This window comes from Rhizobium sp. TH2 (assembly GCF_024707525.1).
Taxonomy (GTDB): domain Bacteria; phylum Pseudomonadota; class Alphaproteobacteria; order Rhizobiales; family Rhizobiaceae; genus Rhizobium_E.
In genome coordinates this window covers 4,629,069-4,645,161 of the sequence record NZ_CP062231.1, presented here as the reverse complement: position 1 = coordinate 4,645,161, position 16,093 = coordinate 4,629,069, and the positions used below count along the sequence as shown (strand labels likewise).

The window sequence follows — 16,093 nt, the reverse complement described above, 5'->3', positions numbered from 1 at the left end:
CCATCACGCGGAAACGCGGACCTCATGCCCGGAGCGCGGCGGCGGGCGACTGGCGATAGGCGAGAATCGCTGGCAGGGCTGAAATCAATGCAGCGAAAAGGGTGAGGACGATGAGGAACGTCATATCCTCGCCGGAGAAGCCGACCGGCATGCTGACGCCGCTGCCCTCGGAGACGAGGTTGGAAATGGCACGGGCGGCCGCGTAGCCGAGAGCGAAGCCGAGGGCGATGCCAACAAGCACCAGGGCGAAGAGTTCGAGCCAGACAATGGCGAACAATGCGTGTCTGGGCGCGCCGAAAGCCCGGAGCGCGCCGATCTGCCGCCGGCGCTGGCCGACATGCATGACGGTAACAAGGAGCAGCGAGGCGGCGACCAAAACCTGCGATCCGGCGGCCACCGCAAATAGCACCCGCTTGGCATCGCCGAGCGTCGCATAAAGCCGGGTCAGAACTTCCCCGGGGAAGACGGCCACGGTTGCATCGGCGCGATATTCCTGCCGCAGTTTATAGGCATCGGCGATCGTCTTCGGCTTCACAAGGATCGCGGGCAGGCCGGGCACATCCGCGTCCCAATGCTCGTCGAGCGGCGCGTCCGCATGCGACTCGCCGTGGTGTTGATGTTCGTCATGATCTGCTTCCGGTGCTTTGCCGGCTTCATTTTTGTGCTCGTGCTCTTCATGCCCCATGCCATGGATGTGCCAGACCGCCTGGATCGGCACCAGGATTGCGCGATCCCAGGCCGTGCCGGTGGGCTTCAACCGACCCGAGACATGATAGGCGAGTTCCGTGTGGGTTTGGCCACCCTCTTCCATCGTGCCATGCATGGGCTTGATCTCGTCGCCGAGTGCGAGATCGACATTGGCGCCGATGACCGCCTCACCCTCTTGGGTGAAGACCTTGCCCTCGGCCAGTCCGTCGGCGAGATTGGCGACCAGCACCGTCGTGGTGCCGACGATCGGGTAGCCCTCGAAGGAATCGCCGAAGCCGATGGGTGCCGCCCAGGCAACACGCGGATCTGCGGCGAGCTTGGCGAGTACCGCGCCGTCCATCAGCGGCAGGGGCGAGGCCTGCAGGAAGACCGATGAAAGAACCAACTGGTTTTCGCTGCCCGCCGCGCCGATCACCAGATCGAACTTGTCGGCGGCACGTGCGCTGCCAAGGCGGAGCGCGCGTTCCTGCAAAGTGACGGCAACGCCGAGTGCGACGGCCAGCGCCACGATCAGCACGACGACGGCCGAGCCGATCCAGTATTTGCGGAGATCGGCGATGATGAAACGGATCACGCTGCGGCCTCCAGAGCGGCGCTATCGCTGACAATGCGGCCGGCATTGAAGGTGATCCTGCGCGACAGGCGATCGGTCAGCCTTACGTCGTGGGAGACGATAATGAGTGTGCTGTTTTCCTGATCCGCGAGTTCGATCAGCAGTGAGCCGACGGCTTTGCCGCTCTCGACGTCAAGGCTGGCCGTAGGTTCATCGGCGACGATGACGCCGGGTTTGCGCAGCAATGCGCGGGCGACGGCGACGCGCTGCATCTCGCCGCGCGACATGGTCTCGATCGGCTGGTCGGGACGGGAAAGGCCGGTGCGGTTCAGGAGTTCGTGCGCGCGTTTGACAATATCAGACGATGCGGCACCGGCGAGCCGGGCGGGGAGCAAAATATTGTCGAGTGCCGAGAGGCCGGGGAAAAGATGGAAATCCTGCATGATCAGGCCAACATTTGTTGCGCGCCAGCGGTCGCGCCGGCTCTCGGACAGCGCGGCAATATCGGTCCCGTTCCAATCGACCGCTCCCTGCCGTGCACGTTCGAGGCCGGTGATGACGTTGACGAACGTGCTCTTGCCGGATCCCGACGCGCCGGTGATAGCCACGCGGCCGCCGGCGGAAATTGCCAGCGCATCGATGGCGAGAACCGGGGCTGGAAGGCCCGGATAGGATACTGAAATATCGGCGAGGCGAAGCGACAGCATGGGGCTCAGACGGTCCAGTAATTGGCGCCGCGCAGGCGCAAGCGGCTGAGGAAGCCTGTCTCGGGATCAGTCCATGAGCCGACCTCCAGCGTACCGGCGACGTCAATGCGGGTGCCGGGCTGCACGAATGTCTGTTTCTCATCGAGATAGATGACGACGATATTGTCGGGCCAGTCGGAATCGGTCGAGCAGAACGGGCAGATCGACATCGGAATTTCGGTCAGCACGAAGAATTTCGCTTCGGCCTTGAGCGGCGGCGCCATGAAGCCGCTCATCTGGACATGGCTGCCGGCAAGGGCCTTGACCTTGGCGGAATATTCGAGGCCGAGGACGCTGATCCTGCCATAGAGATCGTCGAAGGTCAGCGGTGTCGGTGCAGCACGCAAAGCTCCTGCGGATACCACGAGCGGGGCGGCGACAAGAGTGGCGAGGAAGCCACGACGGCCGAGCCGCGCATCGAGAATTGCGTTTATCCCCGCGCCAATCGACATGGTCATCTCCTTGGTCTGAAATACGAATTCCGGGCGGCTCGCGCCGCCCGGAAAGGTGTCTTGGAATGGATTACATATTCTTGTCAGAGCCGAGCGCGAAGACGTCGGCGAGAACCTTGTAGACGTCGCTCTCTTCCATATAGCCCTTGAACAGTTCGGCACCCGGGCCCGTGGCCTGCAGCACGACGTCGTCCACGGAGTGAACGGCGCTGTCGGCAGAACGCGGCATGTTGCCAATGCGAAGCACGGCGCCGGGGACGTCCTTATAGGCCGGGTTGGCGACGTATTCGTCCTTCTCGTTCTTGATGGCCGGCTCGAAGGGGCCATCCATCTTCGGGCGGAAGGTCTCGTAATAGTCCGGGAAGTTGCCCGAGAAGGCGGCGAGGCGGCGGGTCACGTCGACCTTGTCAGGGAAGCCGTCGCCGTTCTTGTCTTCATAGTTCGGGAAGCCGGCTTCGGCATAGGTGCCGACCTTTTCGCGCATTTCGGTGCCCGGCTTTTCGTCATCGACGGTGCCGATAATCGAGACGCCGTGGGTGTGGTCGCCGGTGACGACGATCAGCGTGTCCGGATGGGTCTTGGCGAATTCGCGGGCCATGCCGACGACCTGGTCGAACTCGATGGTATCATAGAAGGCACGATCCCAATCCATCGGGTGGGACATCTTGTCGATCGAAGAACCCTCGATCATCAGGAAGAAGCCTTCCGGATTCTTGGAGAGTTCGTCGAGCGCGACCTTGGTCATGTCCTTGAGGCCCGGCTGGTTCGGGAACTTTTCGACGGTGCCCTTCTTGAGGAATTCACGGTCGAGCGTCACGTCCATGTTGCCGGTGTGGAAGAGGCCGAGAATCTTGCTGGTATTGGTCTTGGCAGCGGCTTCAAGCTCGGTCTTGTCGGTCGCCAGCGCATAGCCGGCATCCTTGAAGAGAGCGATATAATCCTTGTCGTCCTTGCGCTTGGAACCGGGGACGTCCTTGCCGAGGAAGTAGGCGGAACCACCGCCCAAGATCACGTCCGGCTTGACGTCGTAGAACATGCCGACGATGTCAGCCTTGTCGCCGCGCTTGCGGGTATGGGAGACGACGGCGGCCGGGGTCGCGTCTTCGATTTCAGAGGTGGCGACGACGCCGATCGACTTCTTGGTCGTGCGGCGGAGCGCTTCGGCGATATTTTCGACGCGCGGATCGTCCAGGGTGGCCGGGGTGCGGTCGGCATAGACGCCGAGCGCGTTGATCGCGGTCTTGTGACCGGTCATGTAGGCCGACATGGTGTTGGCGGAGTCGGTGGCGATCGAGTCGGTGGCGGAGGTGCCGATGAAAGCCATGTGGTCGAGATCGTCCATATTGAGGCGGCCATTGGCCTTGCCTTCGGTCATGCCCTTGGACATGATGCGGGCGCCGGTGCGGTGCGCGACCGAGAGACCATCGGCGAGCAGGAAGATCACGTTCTTGGCCTTCGGCGTGGCCGAGGTGCCGTATACATCCCAAGTCACGATCTTGGTCTGGGCACCAGCAGTCACTTCGACCTTGTAGGCGCCAGCCGTGGCGATCTTGGCGCCGCGCAGGATGACGGCGGAACCGAGGCTCTTGTCTTCCTTGCCCTTTTCGTCGGCGATGAACTCATAGTCTGCGCCGAAAGCGGTCTTCGCATCCTGGCCATTGATGGTGATCTTCACATCTTCCGGCTTGACGGTGCCTTCGAGCTCGACCTTGAAGTCGAACGGCGAGCCGACGAGGATCGTCGCGCGATCCAGCGGATAGACGGTGGTGGCGTGAGCAGCGCCAGCCAGCATGGTGGCGGCGGCAAGGGCGGCTAAAAATGTGCGCATGGGAATCCTCGCGGGTTCGGAAGTTCACTTTACGGGCCGTGATTAGCGATCCGCCATGACACATGGATGACACGCGGATGACAAGAAATGAATGAGCCCGGCAGTGATGTCGGGCTCATTCATGATGACCTACGCGCCGGCCAGGCGATCATTCCTCCTCCTGGAACACCTCTTCGCGCTTGGACCTGATGCTCGGCAGGAACACGATGATCAGGATCAACGCTGCGAGCAGCAGCAGGCCGGCGCTGATCGGGCGCGTCACGAAGGTCGCGGCGTTTCCATGCGAAAGAATCATCGCCCGGCGGAGGTTTTCCTCGAGCAGCGGCCCCAGCACGAAGCCGAGCAGCAGCGGCGCCGGCTCGCAGCGGAGTTTCACCAGCACATAGCCGATGAAGCCGAAGAAGGCGACCGAGTAGAGATCGAAGACGTTGGATTTGACGCTGTAGACCCCGATCGAGCAGAAGGCCATGATGATCGGGAAAAGCACGAAGTAGGGCACTTTGAGCAACCTCACCCAAAGCCCGATCAGGGGCAGGTTGAGGATGACGAGCATCAGGTTGCCGATCCACATCGAGGCGATGATGCCCCAGAAGAGTGACGGCTGTTCAACCGCAACATTGGGGCCGGGCACGATGCCCTTGATGATCATCGCGCCGATCATCAGCGCCATGACGGGGTTGGCCGGGATGCCGAGTGTAAGCAGCGGGATGAACGAGGTCTGCGCGCCGGCATTGTTGGCCGATTCAGGTCCGGCGACGCCTTCGATGGCGCCGTGGCCGAATTCGTTCGGGTTTTTCGACAGCTTCTTCTCGACAGTATAGGAGGCGAAGGCCGCGAGGATCGCACCGCCCCCAGGCAGGATGCCGAGGATCGAGCCGATGCCGGTGCCGCGCAGGATGGGCCATGCCATCCGCCGGAAATCCTCCCGCGTCGGCATCAGGCCTTCGACCTTGCTGAGCAGCACCGAGCGGCCCTTCTCGTTTTCGAGATTGCGCAGGATTTCGGCGACACCGAAGACACCCACCGCGACGGCGACGAAGTTCAGCCCATCGGCGAATTCGTTGATGCCGAGCGTGAAACGAGGGGCGCCGGTATAGATGTCGCTGCCGGCGAGGCCGAGCAGCAGGCCGAGGATCAGCATGGCGAGCGCCTTGATGATCGAACCGTGCGCAAGTGCGACCGACATGACGAGGCCGACGACCATCAGCGAGAAATATTCGGCGGCGCCGAATTCCAGCGCCACCGCCGTCAGCGGCGGCGCGAAGATGGCAACGAGAAAGGTCGACACGGTGCCGGCGAAGAACGAGCCGAGTGCCGCCGTGGCGAGCGCCACGCCGGCGCGGCCCTTGCGTGCCATCTGGTAGCCGTCGATGGCGGTCACGGCGGATGATGATTCCCCCGGCATGTTGATCAGGATGGCCGTGGTCGAGCCGCCATATTGCGCGCCGTAATAGATGCCGGCGAGCATGATCAGCGAGGAGACCGGAGACAGCTGGAAGGTGATCGGCAGCAACATGGCGATGGTCGCCGTGGCGCCGATACCGGGCAGCACGCCGATCAGCGTGCCGAGCAGGACGCCGATCAGGCAGAACAACAGGTTCTCGGGCGACATCGCAGTCGCAAAGCCGAGCCAGAGATTGTCAAAGAGTTCCATGATCGCCTCCTAAAACCTGACCCAGGGGCCGAAGCGCTCGAATGGCAGGCCGAGCGCATAGCTGAAGACGGCGACGGAGAAGATGGTGACCGCGGTCGAGAGGATCAGCGCACCGAGCGGAGTCATCCGTTCGGAGGCGAAGCAGGCGATGAAGGCCGTGATGAACAGGGATGGCACGAAACCGAGCCCGCGTACCGTCAGGCCGAAGAACACTGGCGCCGGCAGGATGAACAGCATGCCGCGCCACGCGAGATGGCCGATGGGTTCGCCTTCCCCGCGGAACGACTGGACGAGGATGACCATGCCGAGAAGAACCAGCAATCCGCCGAGCAGCAGCGGAAAATAGCCGGGTCCCATGCGGAAAGCCGTGCCCAGTTCGAGGCCCAGCGACTGTATCACGAAGAAAAGGCCGGCGCCGATGAAGACGATGCCGCAAAGCGCATTCGTCCGGTCGAATGAAAGGTTGTTCATGATGTCCCCAGCGATTATCCCGGCGCGATGCGGCGGGACGCGTTGCACCTCACCGGCGGCCTTCCCCGCTTTCGGAGCGGTGAAGGCGCCGGAGACGAAGCTGCTATCGATGCTTAGTCGGCATACTGGCCGGCAGCTTCGATGATCGGCTTCCAGCGGGTGATTTCGCTTTCGAGCTTGGCCTTGAGGGCTTCAGGTGTCACATCGGCATCGGGAGAGGGCGCGGTGCCAAGTTCGGCGAAGCGAGCGGCGACGCTGGGATCCTTCAGCGCCTTCTTGAGCGAGGCGTTGAGCTTGTCGATCGCTTCCTTGGGCGTGCCCTTCGGCACATAGACGCCGTGCCAGATGCCGACCTGGAAGTCCTTCAGGCCGCCCTCGACCGCGGTGGGCAGATCGGGGAAGATGTCGAGACGCTTGGCAGAGGTCACGGCATAGGCCTTGATCGTGCCGCCCTGGATCTGCTTGGCGGTGTTGGTCGTCTGGTCGCACATGACATCGACCTGGCCGCCGAGAAGGTCGGTCATCGCCGGGCCCGTACCCTTATAGGGAACGGTGACGAGCGAGGTCTGGATGGCGCTCATGAACATCATGCCGCAGAGGTGGGAGGCGGCGCCGAGGCCGGCATTTGCGACGGTGATCTTGTCGGCGTTGGCTTTCACATAATCGACCAGGCCTTTGAGGTCGGTCGGCTCGAAATCCTTGCGGGCGACGATGGTCATCGGCACATCGGTGACGAGACCGACATAGTCGAAGGCTTCGAGCGGCTTGTAGGCCAGATTGCGATAGAGCGTGGCTGATGTCGCCATGCCGATATGGTGGAGCAGAACCGTGTAGCCATCCGGATCAGCGCTTGCGACACGGCCGGCACCGAGCGTTCCGCCGGCACCGCCGACATTTTCGACGATCACCTGCTGGCCGAGGTCCTTGGACATGGATTCGGCGACCAACCGCGCGACCGTATCGGTCGGCCCGCCTGCCGCGAAGGGTACGACCATGGTGATGGTGCGTTCAGGATATTCGGCATTGGCTGCGCCCGCGATGAGGGTTGCAGCGAGTGCGGTGGCGGCGAAGAGAGATTTGAAAAGCATCTATGGGTTCCTCCCGTCAAGATGTCTGCCAGCCGGCAAGGCTCCTCCCATGCCGATCGTGGATGGCTCATTGTTTCGTAAGCGGGGGATTGCGCAACGGCGGAAGCCACAAAAAGCGCAGGCGGGCTGATGTTTGCGTGTCGCCATGGGTGGAAATGGCCTCAATGGGCAAGGAGCATGTGTGGAAATCCACCCATCATGCTAGCCGTCTTCCGGCTCGCCGATGCCAAGCCGCTTGTCGAGGCCGTATTTCTGCATCTTCTCGTAAAGCGTCTTGCGCGATATGCCGAGCTGTTCGTAGACGGGTTTCAGGCTGCCGCCATGGGCGGCGATGGTGCTGGCGATGATCTGGCGTTCGAACGCGCCGACCTTGTCGGCGAGGCGGATGTTTTCCCTCTCGTCGTCCGACGCGGCGGAGCCCATTCGCATATCGAGTCCCAGCACCAGCCGGTCGGCCGCATTGCGCAGCTCCCGGACGTTGCCGGGCCAATCCCGCTCGGCAATGTCGGATATCACCTCCGGTGGCACATCCATCGGCTCCCGGCCGTAGCGGGCGGATGCCTCCCGGACGAGCTGAAGGAAGAGCAGGGGGACGTCCGCCAGTCGCTGGGCGAGAGATGGCACGCGTAAGGTAGCGACGTTGAGGCGATAGAACAGGTCCGGCCGGAAACGCCCGGCAGCGACTTCGGCCTCCAGATCGACCTTGCTCGTGGCGATGAAGCGCACGTCAAGCGCAACGCTCTCGTTCGAGCCGAGGCGGGTGATGGTACGCTCCTGCAGGACGCGCAGGAATTTGGCCTGCAGGTCGATCGGCAGCGAGCCGATCTCGTCGAGCAGGATGGTGCCGCCCCGGCCGTGCTCGAACTTGCCGTAGCGTGGCCGCATGGCGCCGGGAAAGGCACCGGCTTCGTGGCCGAAGAGCTCGCTTTCGATCAGCGTTTCGGGCAGCGCCGCGCAATTGATGGCGATAAACGGCCGGCCGGCGCGGGCGCTGATATCGTGCAATGCCAGCGCCACGACTTCCTTGCCGGCTCCGGTATCGCCGATGATCAGCGTATCGGCATCGGTGGCGCCGATCGCGCGGAGCCGGTAGCGCAGATCGACCATGATGGGCGTACGACCGGGAAGCCGTACCTCGATGTCGTCGCGTTTGCCTGCCGCAGCCCGCAGGCGGCGGTTCTCCAGCACCAGCGCGCGCCGGTCCATCGCGCGGCCGATAATGCTGGCAAGTGTCGGAACCGCGAAGGGCTTTTCGAGGAAATCATAAGCGCCCTCGCGCATTGCCTTGACGGCAAGCTGGACATCACCGTGGCCGGTGACGAGGATGACGGGGATGTCATGGTCGATCTCGCGGATGCGCTGGAGAAGCGTCATCCCGTCCATGCCCTCCATGCGGATATCGCTGACCACGACGCCGGAAAAGCCGTAGCTGATGCGGGTCAGCACATCCTCGGCGGTGGCGAAGGGCTCAACCTTCAGGTCCTGCAATTCCAGAGCCTGGGCGGTCGCCAGACGCAGTTCCTCTTCGTCGTCGACGAGCAGGACGGCCGCCTCGCTCATTCCGCCGCCTCGCGGGCTTCTGTTGCCGGATCGAGCTGGATGCGGAACACCGCGCCGCCCTCCGGGTGGTTCGAGACGACCAGATGGCCGCCGAAATCCTTGATGATGTTGTAGGAGATCGAGAGGCCGAGCCCCAGTCCCGCGCCGACCTTCTTGGTGGTGAAGAAAGGATCGAAGATGCGCTCGACGATTGCCGGTGGCACGCCGGGCCCGTGATCCCTGATCTCGATCACCACCCGGTCGCCCACGCGTTCCGCGGAGACATGGATGCGGCGGTCATCGAGGCCTTCGACGGCATCGGCGGCGTTGGAGATGATATTGACCAGCACCTGCTGCAGCCGGACCGATCCCGCCTTGACCATCAGCGACGGGGCAAGCTGGCTGACGAGCTCGGCCTTCGCGGAGGCAAGGCGCGTCGAGACGATTTCGAGCGTGTCGTGCAGCACGTCTTCAACCGCGACCGCGCCGAGCTTCTCGTTGGGTTTGCGGGCGAAATTGCGCAGGTGCCGGCTGATCGATGCCATGCGATCGATGAGGTTGGAGATGCGGCGCAGATTGTCCTGCGCCTCGTCGGTTCGCTTGCGGTCGATGAGCAGCGCGGCGCTGTCGGCATAGGTCTTGGCGGCCGCGAGCGGCTGGTTCAGTTCGTGGGAGAGCGCCGCCGACATCTGCCCGAGGCCGGCGAGCTTGCCGGCCTGCACGAGATCGGCCTGGGTCTTGTGTAGTTGGCGGTTGACGCGGGCGAGGTCGGCGGTGCGCTCCTCGACGCGCCGTTCGAGTTCGGCCTTAGCGCTGATGTCGGATTGCATCTGCTCCTTCAGCCGCGCTCGCCGCTGCAGCATCACGGTCAGGACGACGCCTGCGAGGGTAAGAAACAACAGCAGCGCGACGATGGTGGTGCGCGCTTGGGAATGGACGGAACGGGTGTCGAGAAGCACACTGACGGTCCAGTCGGCCTCGCGCATGTATTGCGATAGCACGAGATATTCCGCGCCGTTCTCCGCGCTATCGATCGTCATCAGGGCATGGTCGGCCATTTGCGAGCGACGGACCGGCAATTCCTTCAACACCGCATCGGAGTAGCGGCGGGAGGCGGCCGTGCGCTCAAGCCGCTCTTTCGTCAGCGGCATGATGCCGGAATAGAGCCAGGCGGGACTGCCCGACATGAAGACGATGCCTTCGGGATCATGGACGATGATCTTGTATTCGCCGCCACGCCAGGAGGTTTCGATCGCGTCGATATCGACCTTGAAGACGATGACGCCGGCGACCCTGCCGGCAAGCTTGACCGGCGAGGCGAAGTAATAGCCGCGCTTGGCCGAGGTCGTGCCGAGCGCATAGAAGCGCGCCTGATGCCCTTCGGCCGCACGCTGGAAATACGGCCGGTAGCTGAAATTCTCGCCGACGAAACTCGTCGGCTCATTATAATTGCTGGCGGCGATGGTCTCGCCGTCCAGCGTCATCACGTAGATATCCGACGAGCGCAGCAACGTGTTGATTTCCTTCAAATAGAGATTGGCGGCGTCGCGAAGTGCCGGGTCGTGGGGCTTGGAAATCAATTCCTTGATGTTGTCGTGATCGGCGATGAGGGCGGGGAGCGGCTCGTATCGCTTGAGCTGACCGGACAGGGCCGAGACCGCCAGCCTGAGCGCGCTGTTGGCCTGAAGCGAGGCTTCGTTCATGAAACGCACGGTCGCGAACGGAATGCCCCAGCCGACGACGAAGATCGCCGCGGCAAGCAGCACGCCGATAAGTGCGAGGATGCTTCGATGTGCGTTCCTCAGGTTCACTCTCCCACGGACTGGCGGTGGCCGTCCTCAATCCGCCCTAAGGATTGCAGATTGCGGGCGTCTTTCCAAGTGTGGGTGTGTGAAGGGCTTACCGCAGCCTCTCACCGGTGGTGGCGAAGAACCGGCGGCGATCCAGCGGTGTCGTCAGATGCAATGCCTCACCGGGTGCTGTATCCGGGCCATCGCGCTGCTCGACAGTCAGGTTTTGGCCATCGTCAAGCTGGCAATAGAGAAAGCGATTGCCACCGAGATATTCGGAGAAATCCACCCTGGCGGCGATGGTATCCGGTCCGGCTGCCGTGACCACCATGTGTTCGGGGCGCATGCCGAGCAGGAGCTTGCCGCCGGATTGCAGGCCGGAGGCATCGATCGACGCATCCACCGTGATGCCCGAGATACGGACTTTGCCATCGCCCGCCCATTCCGCCTCCAGCAAGTTCATCCGGGGCGAGCCGATGAAACCGGCGACGAAGACATTGGCCGGATCCTCGTAGACCTGGCGCGGCGTGCCGACCTGCTCGACCTTGCCGTCGCGGAGCACGACGATCTTGTCGGCGAGTGTCATCGCCTCGGTCTGGTCGTGGGTGACATAGATCATCGTATTGCCGAGTTGGCGGTGCAGGCGCGCGATTTCGATGCGCATGGAAACACGCAATTCGGCGTCGAGGTTCGAAAGCGGCTCGTCGAACAGGAAGACATCCGGTTCGCGCACGATCGCCCGGCCGATGGCGACGCGCTGGCGCTGGCCGCCGGAGAGCTGGCCCGGTCGGCGCTCCAGCAACGGATCGATCTTGAGGATGCCAGAGGCATGAGCGACCCGCCGCTCGATCTCGGCCTGTGGCGTGTTCGCCATCTTGAGCCCAAAGGCGAGGTTTTCGCGCACGCTCATGTGGGGATAGAGCGCATAGGACTGGAACACCATGGCAATGCCGCGATCGGACGGATCGAGGTCGGTGACGTCGCGGCCCTTGATGGCGATCTCGCCGTCGGTGACTTCTTCCAGGCCGGCAATCATCCGGAGCAGCGTCGATTTCCCGCATCCGGACGGTCCGACGAAGACGACGAATTCGCCTTCGGCGACCGTGAGGTCGATGCCGTGGATCACTTCCAGGCCGCCGTAGCTCTTGCGCACGTCGACGAGCGCGACGCTGGTGTTGTTCATCCCGTTCGCCATCAGCATAGTGCCTATTTCTCCGACTGCACCCAGACCAGCATTTCGCCGGGCGCGCGGTTGTCCCAGAGATGATAGGGCACGAAGCGCGCCTTGTCTTTCACCCGTTTCGCCGGCGCGTTTCGGTAGAGCGACTTGCCCCAGTCCGAACTATCGTCACGTTCAACTGGCAGGTCGACCGCCACGGCATTGTGGAGATCGTCGAGAACCGTCGTCTCCCCCGCCGGCAGCTCGGCGGGCAGGACGATGGCGCTGAGGTCATGGCCATTGTCAGTCGTCTCGACGCAATAGACGAGCGGGCCGCGCATCAGCGCGACGCGGCCGGCATCCTGCCGGACCTTGGGGTTGGCATATTGTGGCCGGAGCGCCAGCGGTAACAAGAGCGCCACCCGGTCGCCATCGGTCCAATCGCGCTCGATGCGGGCATAGCCGTCGATGACATTGGCGGCGAGGTCGATCATCGTGCCGTTGACGCTGAGCGTCGCGCCGTCCGCCCATTCGGGGATGCGGAGGGAAAGTGCGAAGCGGGCTGGCTTCGCCAGTTCTGTGGTGAACGCAATCGTGCCTTCCCAGGGATAATTGGTGGTCTGCCTGATCGTCACCTTGGCGCCGTTTGCCAGCTCGCAGCGCAGCGTGCTCTCGCCGTAGAGATGCACCGCGATCTCGTCATCGGACGCGGCATACATATAGGAGCCGATCGAGGTGACCAGCCGCGCGATGTTCGGCGGGCAGCAGGGGCAGTGATGCCAGGTCCAGCGGTGGTGCTTGCCGACGCTTTCCAGCGGATTGTCGTAGAAGAAGGTCTTGCCGTCGATCGCCAGGCCGGGCAGCGCGCCATTGTAGAGCGCCTGTTCCATGATGTCGGCATAGCGGCGGTCGGGGCCACGGCCGAGCATGCGGTTGGCCCAGAAGACGAGGCCTACGGAGGCGCAGGTCTCGGCATAGGCGGTCTCGTTCGGCAGGTCGAAGTAATCGGTGAAGCCCTCGTTGCTGGCCGAAGGGCCGATGCCGCCGGTGATGTACATCTGCTTGGTGACGACATCGTCCCAGAGCGCTTCAAGCGCCTCGGTCAGGCTGTCGTCCTTGTATTCGGTGGCGATGTCGGCCATGCCGGAATAGAGATACATGGCGCGCACCGCGTGGCCGACGACCTTGCGCTGGTCGCGCACCGGCTCGTGCGCCTGGCCGTATTCGTAGGTTTTCTGGATGAAGTTCGCCGGGTCGCGGCCATCCTTGATCGCCTCGGCGGTGAAGAATTTTGGTTCGATGCCGCGTTCGTCGATGAAGTATTTCGAGAGTTCGAGGTATTTCTTCTCGCCTGTGACGCGGGCGAGCTTGACCAGCGCCAGCTCGATCTCCTCATGGCCGCAATAGCCGGGGATCTGGCCTTCGCCGTGACCGAAGATGGTGATCATGTAATCGGCATAGCGGCACATGATGTCGAGCAGCTTGCGCTTGCCCGTCGCCTGATAGTAGGCGACTGCCGCTTCCATCAAGTGGCCGGCGCAGTAGAGCTCGTGATGGTCGCGGAGATTGGTCCAGCGGCGATCCGGCTGGACGCGCTGGAACCAGGCGTTGAGGTAGCCATCCGTGTCCTGCAGCCGCTCATACATGTCGATGATCGCGTCGGCGCGGGCTTCGAGCTTGGGATTGGGCTTGCGATAGAGCGAATAGGCAATCGTTTCGATCGACTTGCCGAGATCGGAATCCCAGAACATCTGGGTCGTTCCACCCCAGGGCTGGATCGGGATGACGACGCCGGGGCTCGGTTGATTGACGTCGATCGCCTTGATCATGCCGGCCGCTTCGCAACGATCGAGCAGGATCTCGGCAGTCGAGTCGCTCACGGCATCCTGCCACTTGCCCCAGAATCCGCCGAGATCGACGTCGGGAACGGCAACGGGGCGGAACTGCCCATCTTTCCTATTCATAGAGGCTTTCTTACTCATATCAGCATCCATTTCTGAAGGTTCATTTCACCGCGCCGGCCATCAGCCCGCGCATGTAGTAGCGTTGGAGGAGGAGGAAGACGAAAAGGCAGGGCACGACCATGACAGCCACGCCGGCCTGCACCGCGCCCCAGTTGATGGCGCCGAGGCGGCCGGCACGCACAGCGGTCATCAGCACCGGCAGCGTGTAATTCTCGTTCGAGGACAGCAGGATCAGGGCTGCAAAGAATTCGTTCCAGGCATTGAGAAAGGCGAAGATCGAGACCGTGGCAATGCCGGGCATGACCAATGGCAGCAGCACGCGGACCAGCAGTCGCAAGTCCCGCGCGCCGTCGATACGGGCGGCTTCCTCAATCTCCTTCGGCACCGCATCGAATGCGTTGCGCATCATGAAGACCGAGAAGGGAAGCTGCAGCGTCACATAGACCAGCATCAGGCCGAACAGCGAATTGTTGAGCCCGAGCCTGGCCAGGATGATGAAGAGCGGCGTCAGGATCGACTGGAACGGGATCATCAGCGTGGCGATGATCAGCACGAAGAACACGTTCTTGAACCGGAAGCGGTAGCGCGAGAAACCGTAGCCGGCGAGCACGCTGACGGCGACCGTCAACAGCACCGTGCCGATCGAGACGACGAGCGAATTGATCGTGTGCTGCCAGATGCCGGAGCCGAAACCATCGAGTGCGCGGTAAGCGTCGATGCTGATGCCCGATGTCGGCCAGGGAGGCAGCGGCGGCGAACTGGATTCCTGGTTGGTCCGGAAGGATGCGAGCAGCGTGATGACGAACGGTGCGAGGAAGAAGAAGCACGTGCCGATGCCGATGCCGTGATAGGCGATCCTGTCCCAGAGCGCCTTGCGGGCGCGGATTTCGCGGCGGCTGCCGAGTGTCGTTGCGGATGTGCTCATGGGCGTTCGTCTCCGACACGCAGGAACCAGAGCTGAACCACGCTGATCGTCACAAGGATCGCCAGCAGCACGATCGAAAGAGCCGCGCCATAGCCGAGATTGAAGGACACGAAGGACTGGTTGAAGATATAGTAGACGACCGAGATCATCTTGTTCTGCGGTCCACCCGAGGTCATGATGTAGAACTGGTCGAAGGCGAGGATGGAGCCGGTGACCGACAGGATCAGCGCCAGCGCCAGCGTGCGGCGCATCAGCGGTAGCGTGAGATAGCGGAAGCGCTGCCAGCGCCGGGCGCCATCGATGCGCGCGGCTTCGCTGAGTTCGGTCGGGATCGCCTGCAAGCCGGTCAGCAGGATGATCATGGTGAAGCCGGCGATCTTCCACACGACCATGACGATGATGGTCAGGAACGCGGTATCGAACTTGGCGAGAAGATTGAGCCGCCCAGTCGTCAGCCCAAGCATCTGGAACAGCGGCGCGAACAGGCCGCTATCGACATTGGCGAGCCACACCCAGAGCAGCGAGGCCGATGCCAGCCCGACCACGACCGGCAGGAAGATGATGGTGCGATAGGTGGAGACCAGCGGTCGCTGTTTCTCGACGAAGATCGCGAGGGGAAAGGCCACGACGAAAATCGCGATGGTGACAATGATCGTGTAATAGGCGGTGAAACCGAGTGCCGAGAAGAAACGCGCGTCGCTCAGCATCCGCGTGTAGTTGGAGCCCCAATTGAAGACCGGCACGCCGAGCAGCGGCCATTTGTGAAAGCTCATCCAGACGGTGAACAGCACCGGAGCCACGAAGAACATCAGCACCAGTGCCATGGCGGGTGCGATATAGACGAGCCCGCGCCAGTTGGAATTTCGCCGCGGGCGGCGCCGGGCTCGGGTTTGGGTTTCGGCGAGCATCGTCATTGGCACTGTACCAGTTCGATCATAAGCGAACGAAGGCTCAACGCGCTCCCGCTTCTCCCCTTGGGGAGAAGGTGGCCGAAGGCCGGATGAGGGGTTCTCACAAACGTCGTGTATGCTGCTGAGAACCCCTCATCGCCTCGCATGCGCTCGGCACTTCTCCCCAAGGGGAGAAGGGGGCGCCAGCCTTTGGCGCGTGCGTCCGAAGACAGGTTGGAGGGGCTGCAAAGGCTCAGCATATGCAAGTCCGGCTTGGGTTAAGGAAGATCCGGGAGCGCCAACGCCCTCCCGGCAGCATTGTTTCA

Annotated in this window: 13 protein-coding genes; all 13 read right to left on the bottom strand. The window is 62.8% G+C overall.

Annotation, left to right across the window (positions count from 1 at the left end):
• Positions 1–22: 22 nt before the first annotated feature.
• A complete protein-coding gene (locus IHQ71_RS22735) occupies positions 23–1,282 on the bottom strand; it encodes an ABC transporter permease (protein ID WP_258158689.1) in 1,260 nt (419 codons plus the stop codon).
• A complete protein-coding gene (locus IHQ71_RS22730; protein ID WP_258158688.1) occupies positions 1,279–1,968 on the bottom strand; it encodes an ABC transporter ATP-binding protein in 690 nt (229 codons plus the stop codon). Before IHQ71_RS22730 ends, IHQ71_RS22735 begins: the two co-directional genes overlap by 4 nt.
• A gap of 5 nt (positions 1,969–1,973) precedes the next feature.
• Positions 1,974–2,441, bottom strand: coding sequence for a hypothetical protein (locus IHQ71_RS22725; RefSeq protein WP_374990051.1), 468 nt, complete (start codon positions 2,439–2,441; stop codon positions 1,974–1,976).
• Between the two features lie 88 nt (positions 2,442–2,529).
• Complete coding sequence (locus tag IHQ71_RS22720; RefSeq protein WP_258158686.1) at positions 2,530–4,287, bottom strand: alkaline phosphatase; 1,758 nt, start codon at positions 4,285–4,287, stop codon at positions 2,530–2,532.
• Between the two features lie 148 nt (positions 4,288–4,435).
• Positions 4,436–5,941: a tripartite tricarboxylate transporter permease gene (locus tag IHQ71_RS22715; RefSeq protein ID WP_258158685.1), complete on the bottom strand. Its 1,506-nt coding sequence runs from the start codon at positions 5,939–5,941 to the stop codon at positions 4,436–4,438.
• Between the two features lie 9 nt (positions 5,942–5,950).
• A complete protein-coding gene (locus IHQ71_RS22710; RefSeq protein WP_258158684.1) occupies positions 5,951–6,412 on the bottom strand; it encodes a tripartite tricarboxylate transporter TctB family protein in 462 nt (153 codons plus the stop codon).
• A gap of 113 nt (positions 6,413–6,525) precedes the next feature.
• Positions 6,526–7,500 carry a tripartite tricarboxylate transporter substrate binding protein BugD gene (locus tag IHQ71_RS22705; protein WP_258158683.1) on the bottom strand — a complete coding sequence of 325 codons (975 nt, stop codon included), beginning with the start codon at positions 7,498–7,500 and terminating at the stop codon, positions 6,526–6,528.
• Between the two features lie 201 nt (positions 7,501–7,701).
• Entirely contained in the window at positions 7,702–9,060 is a 1,359-nt protein-coding gene (locus IHQ71_RS22700; protein WP_258158682.1) for a sigma-54 dependent transcriptional regulator, read from the bottom strand.
• Complete coding sequence (locus IHQ71_RS22695) at positions 9,057–10,850, bottom strand: ATP-binding protein (protein ID WP_374989906.1); 1,794 nt, start codon at positions 10,848–10,850, stop codon at positions 9,057–9,059. The genes IHQ71_RS22700 and IHQ71_RS22695 overlap by 4 nt, the downstream gene beginning before the upstream one ends.
• 88 nt (positions 10,851–10,938) lie before the next feature.
• Positions 10,939–12,024 (bottom strand): ABC transporter ATP-binding protein, encoded by a 1,086-nt coding sequence (locus IHQ71_RS22690; protein WP_308737971.1) that lies wholly within the window; start codon positions 12,022–12,024, stop codon positions 10,939–10,941.
• A gap of 11 nt (positions 12,025–12,035) precedes the next feature.
• On the bottom strand, positions 12,036–13,952 hold the full coding sequence (locus IHQ71_RS22685; RefSeq protein WP_374989905.1) for a glycoside hydrolase family 127 protein: 1,917 nt from the start codon (positions 13,950–13,952) through the stop codon (positions 12,036–12,038).
• Positions 13,953–13,992: 40 nt separating this feature from the next.
• Positions 13,993–14,877 carry a carbohydrate ABC transporter permease gene (locus tag IHQ71_RS22680; protein ID WP_258158679.1) on the bottom strand — a complete coding sequence of 295 codons (885 nt, stop codon included), beginning with the start codon at positions 14,875–14,877 and terminating at the stop codon, positions 13,993–13,995.
• Positions 14,874–15,791 carry a carbohydrate ABC transporter permease gene (locus tag IHQ71_RS22675; protein ID WP_258158678.1) on the bottom strand — a complete coding sequence of 306 codons (918 nt, stop codon included), beginning with the start codon at positions 15,789–15,791 and terminating at the stop codon, positions 14,874–14,876. The genes IHQ71_RS22680 and IHQ71_RS22675 overlap by 4 nt, the downstream gene beginning before the upstream one ends.
• Positions 15,792–16,093 lie beyond the last annotated feature (302 nt).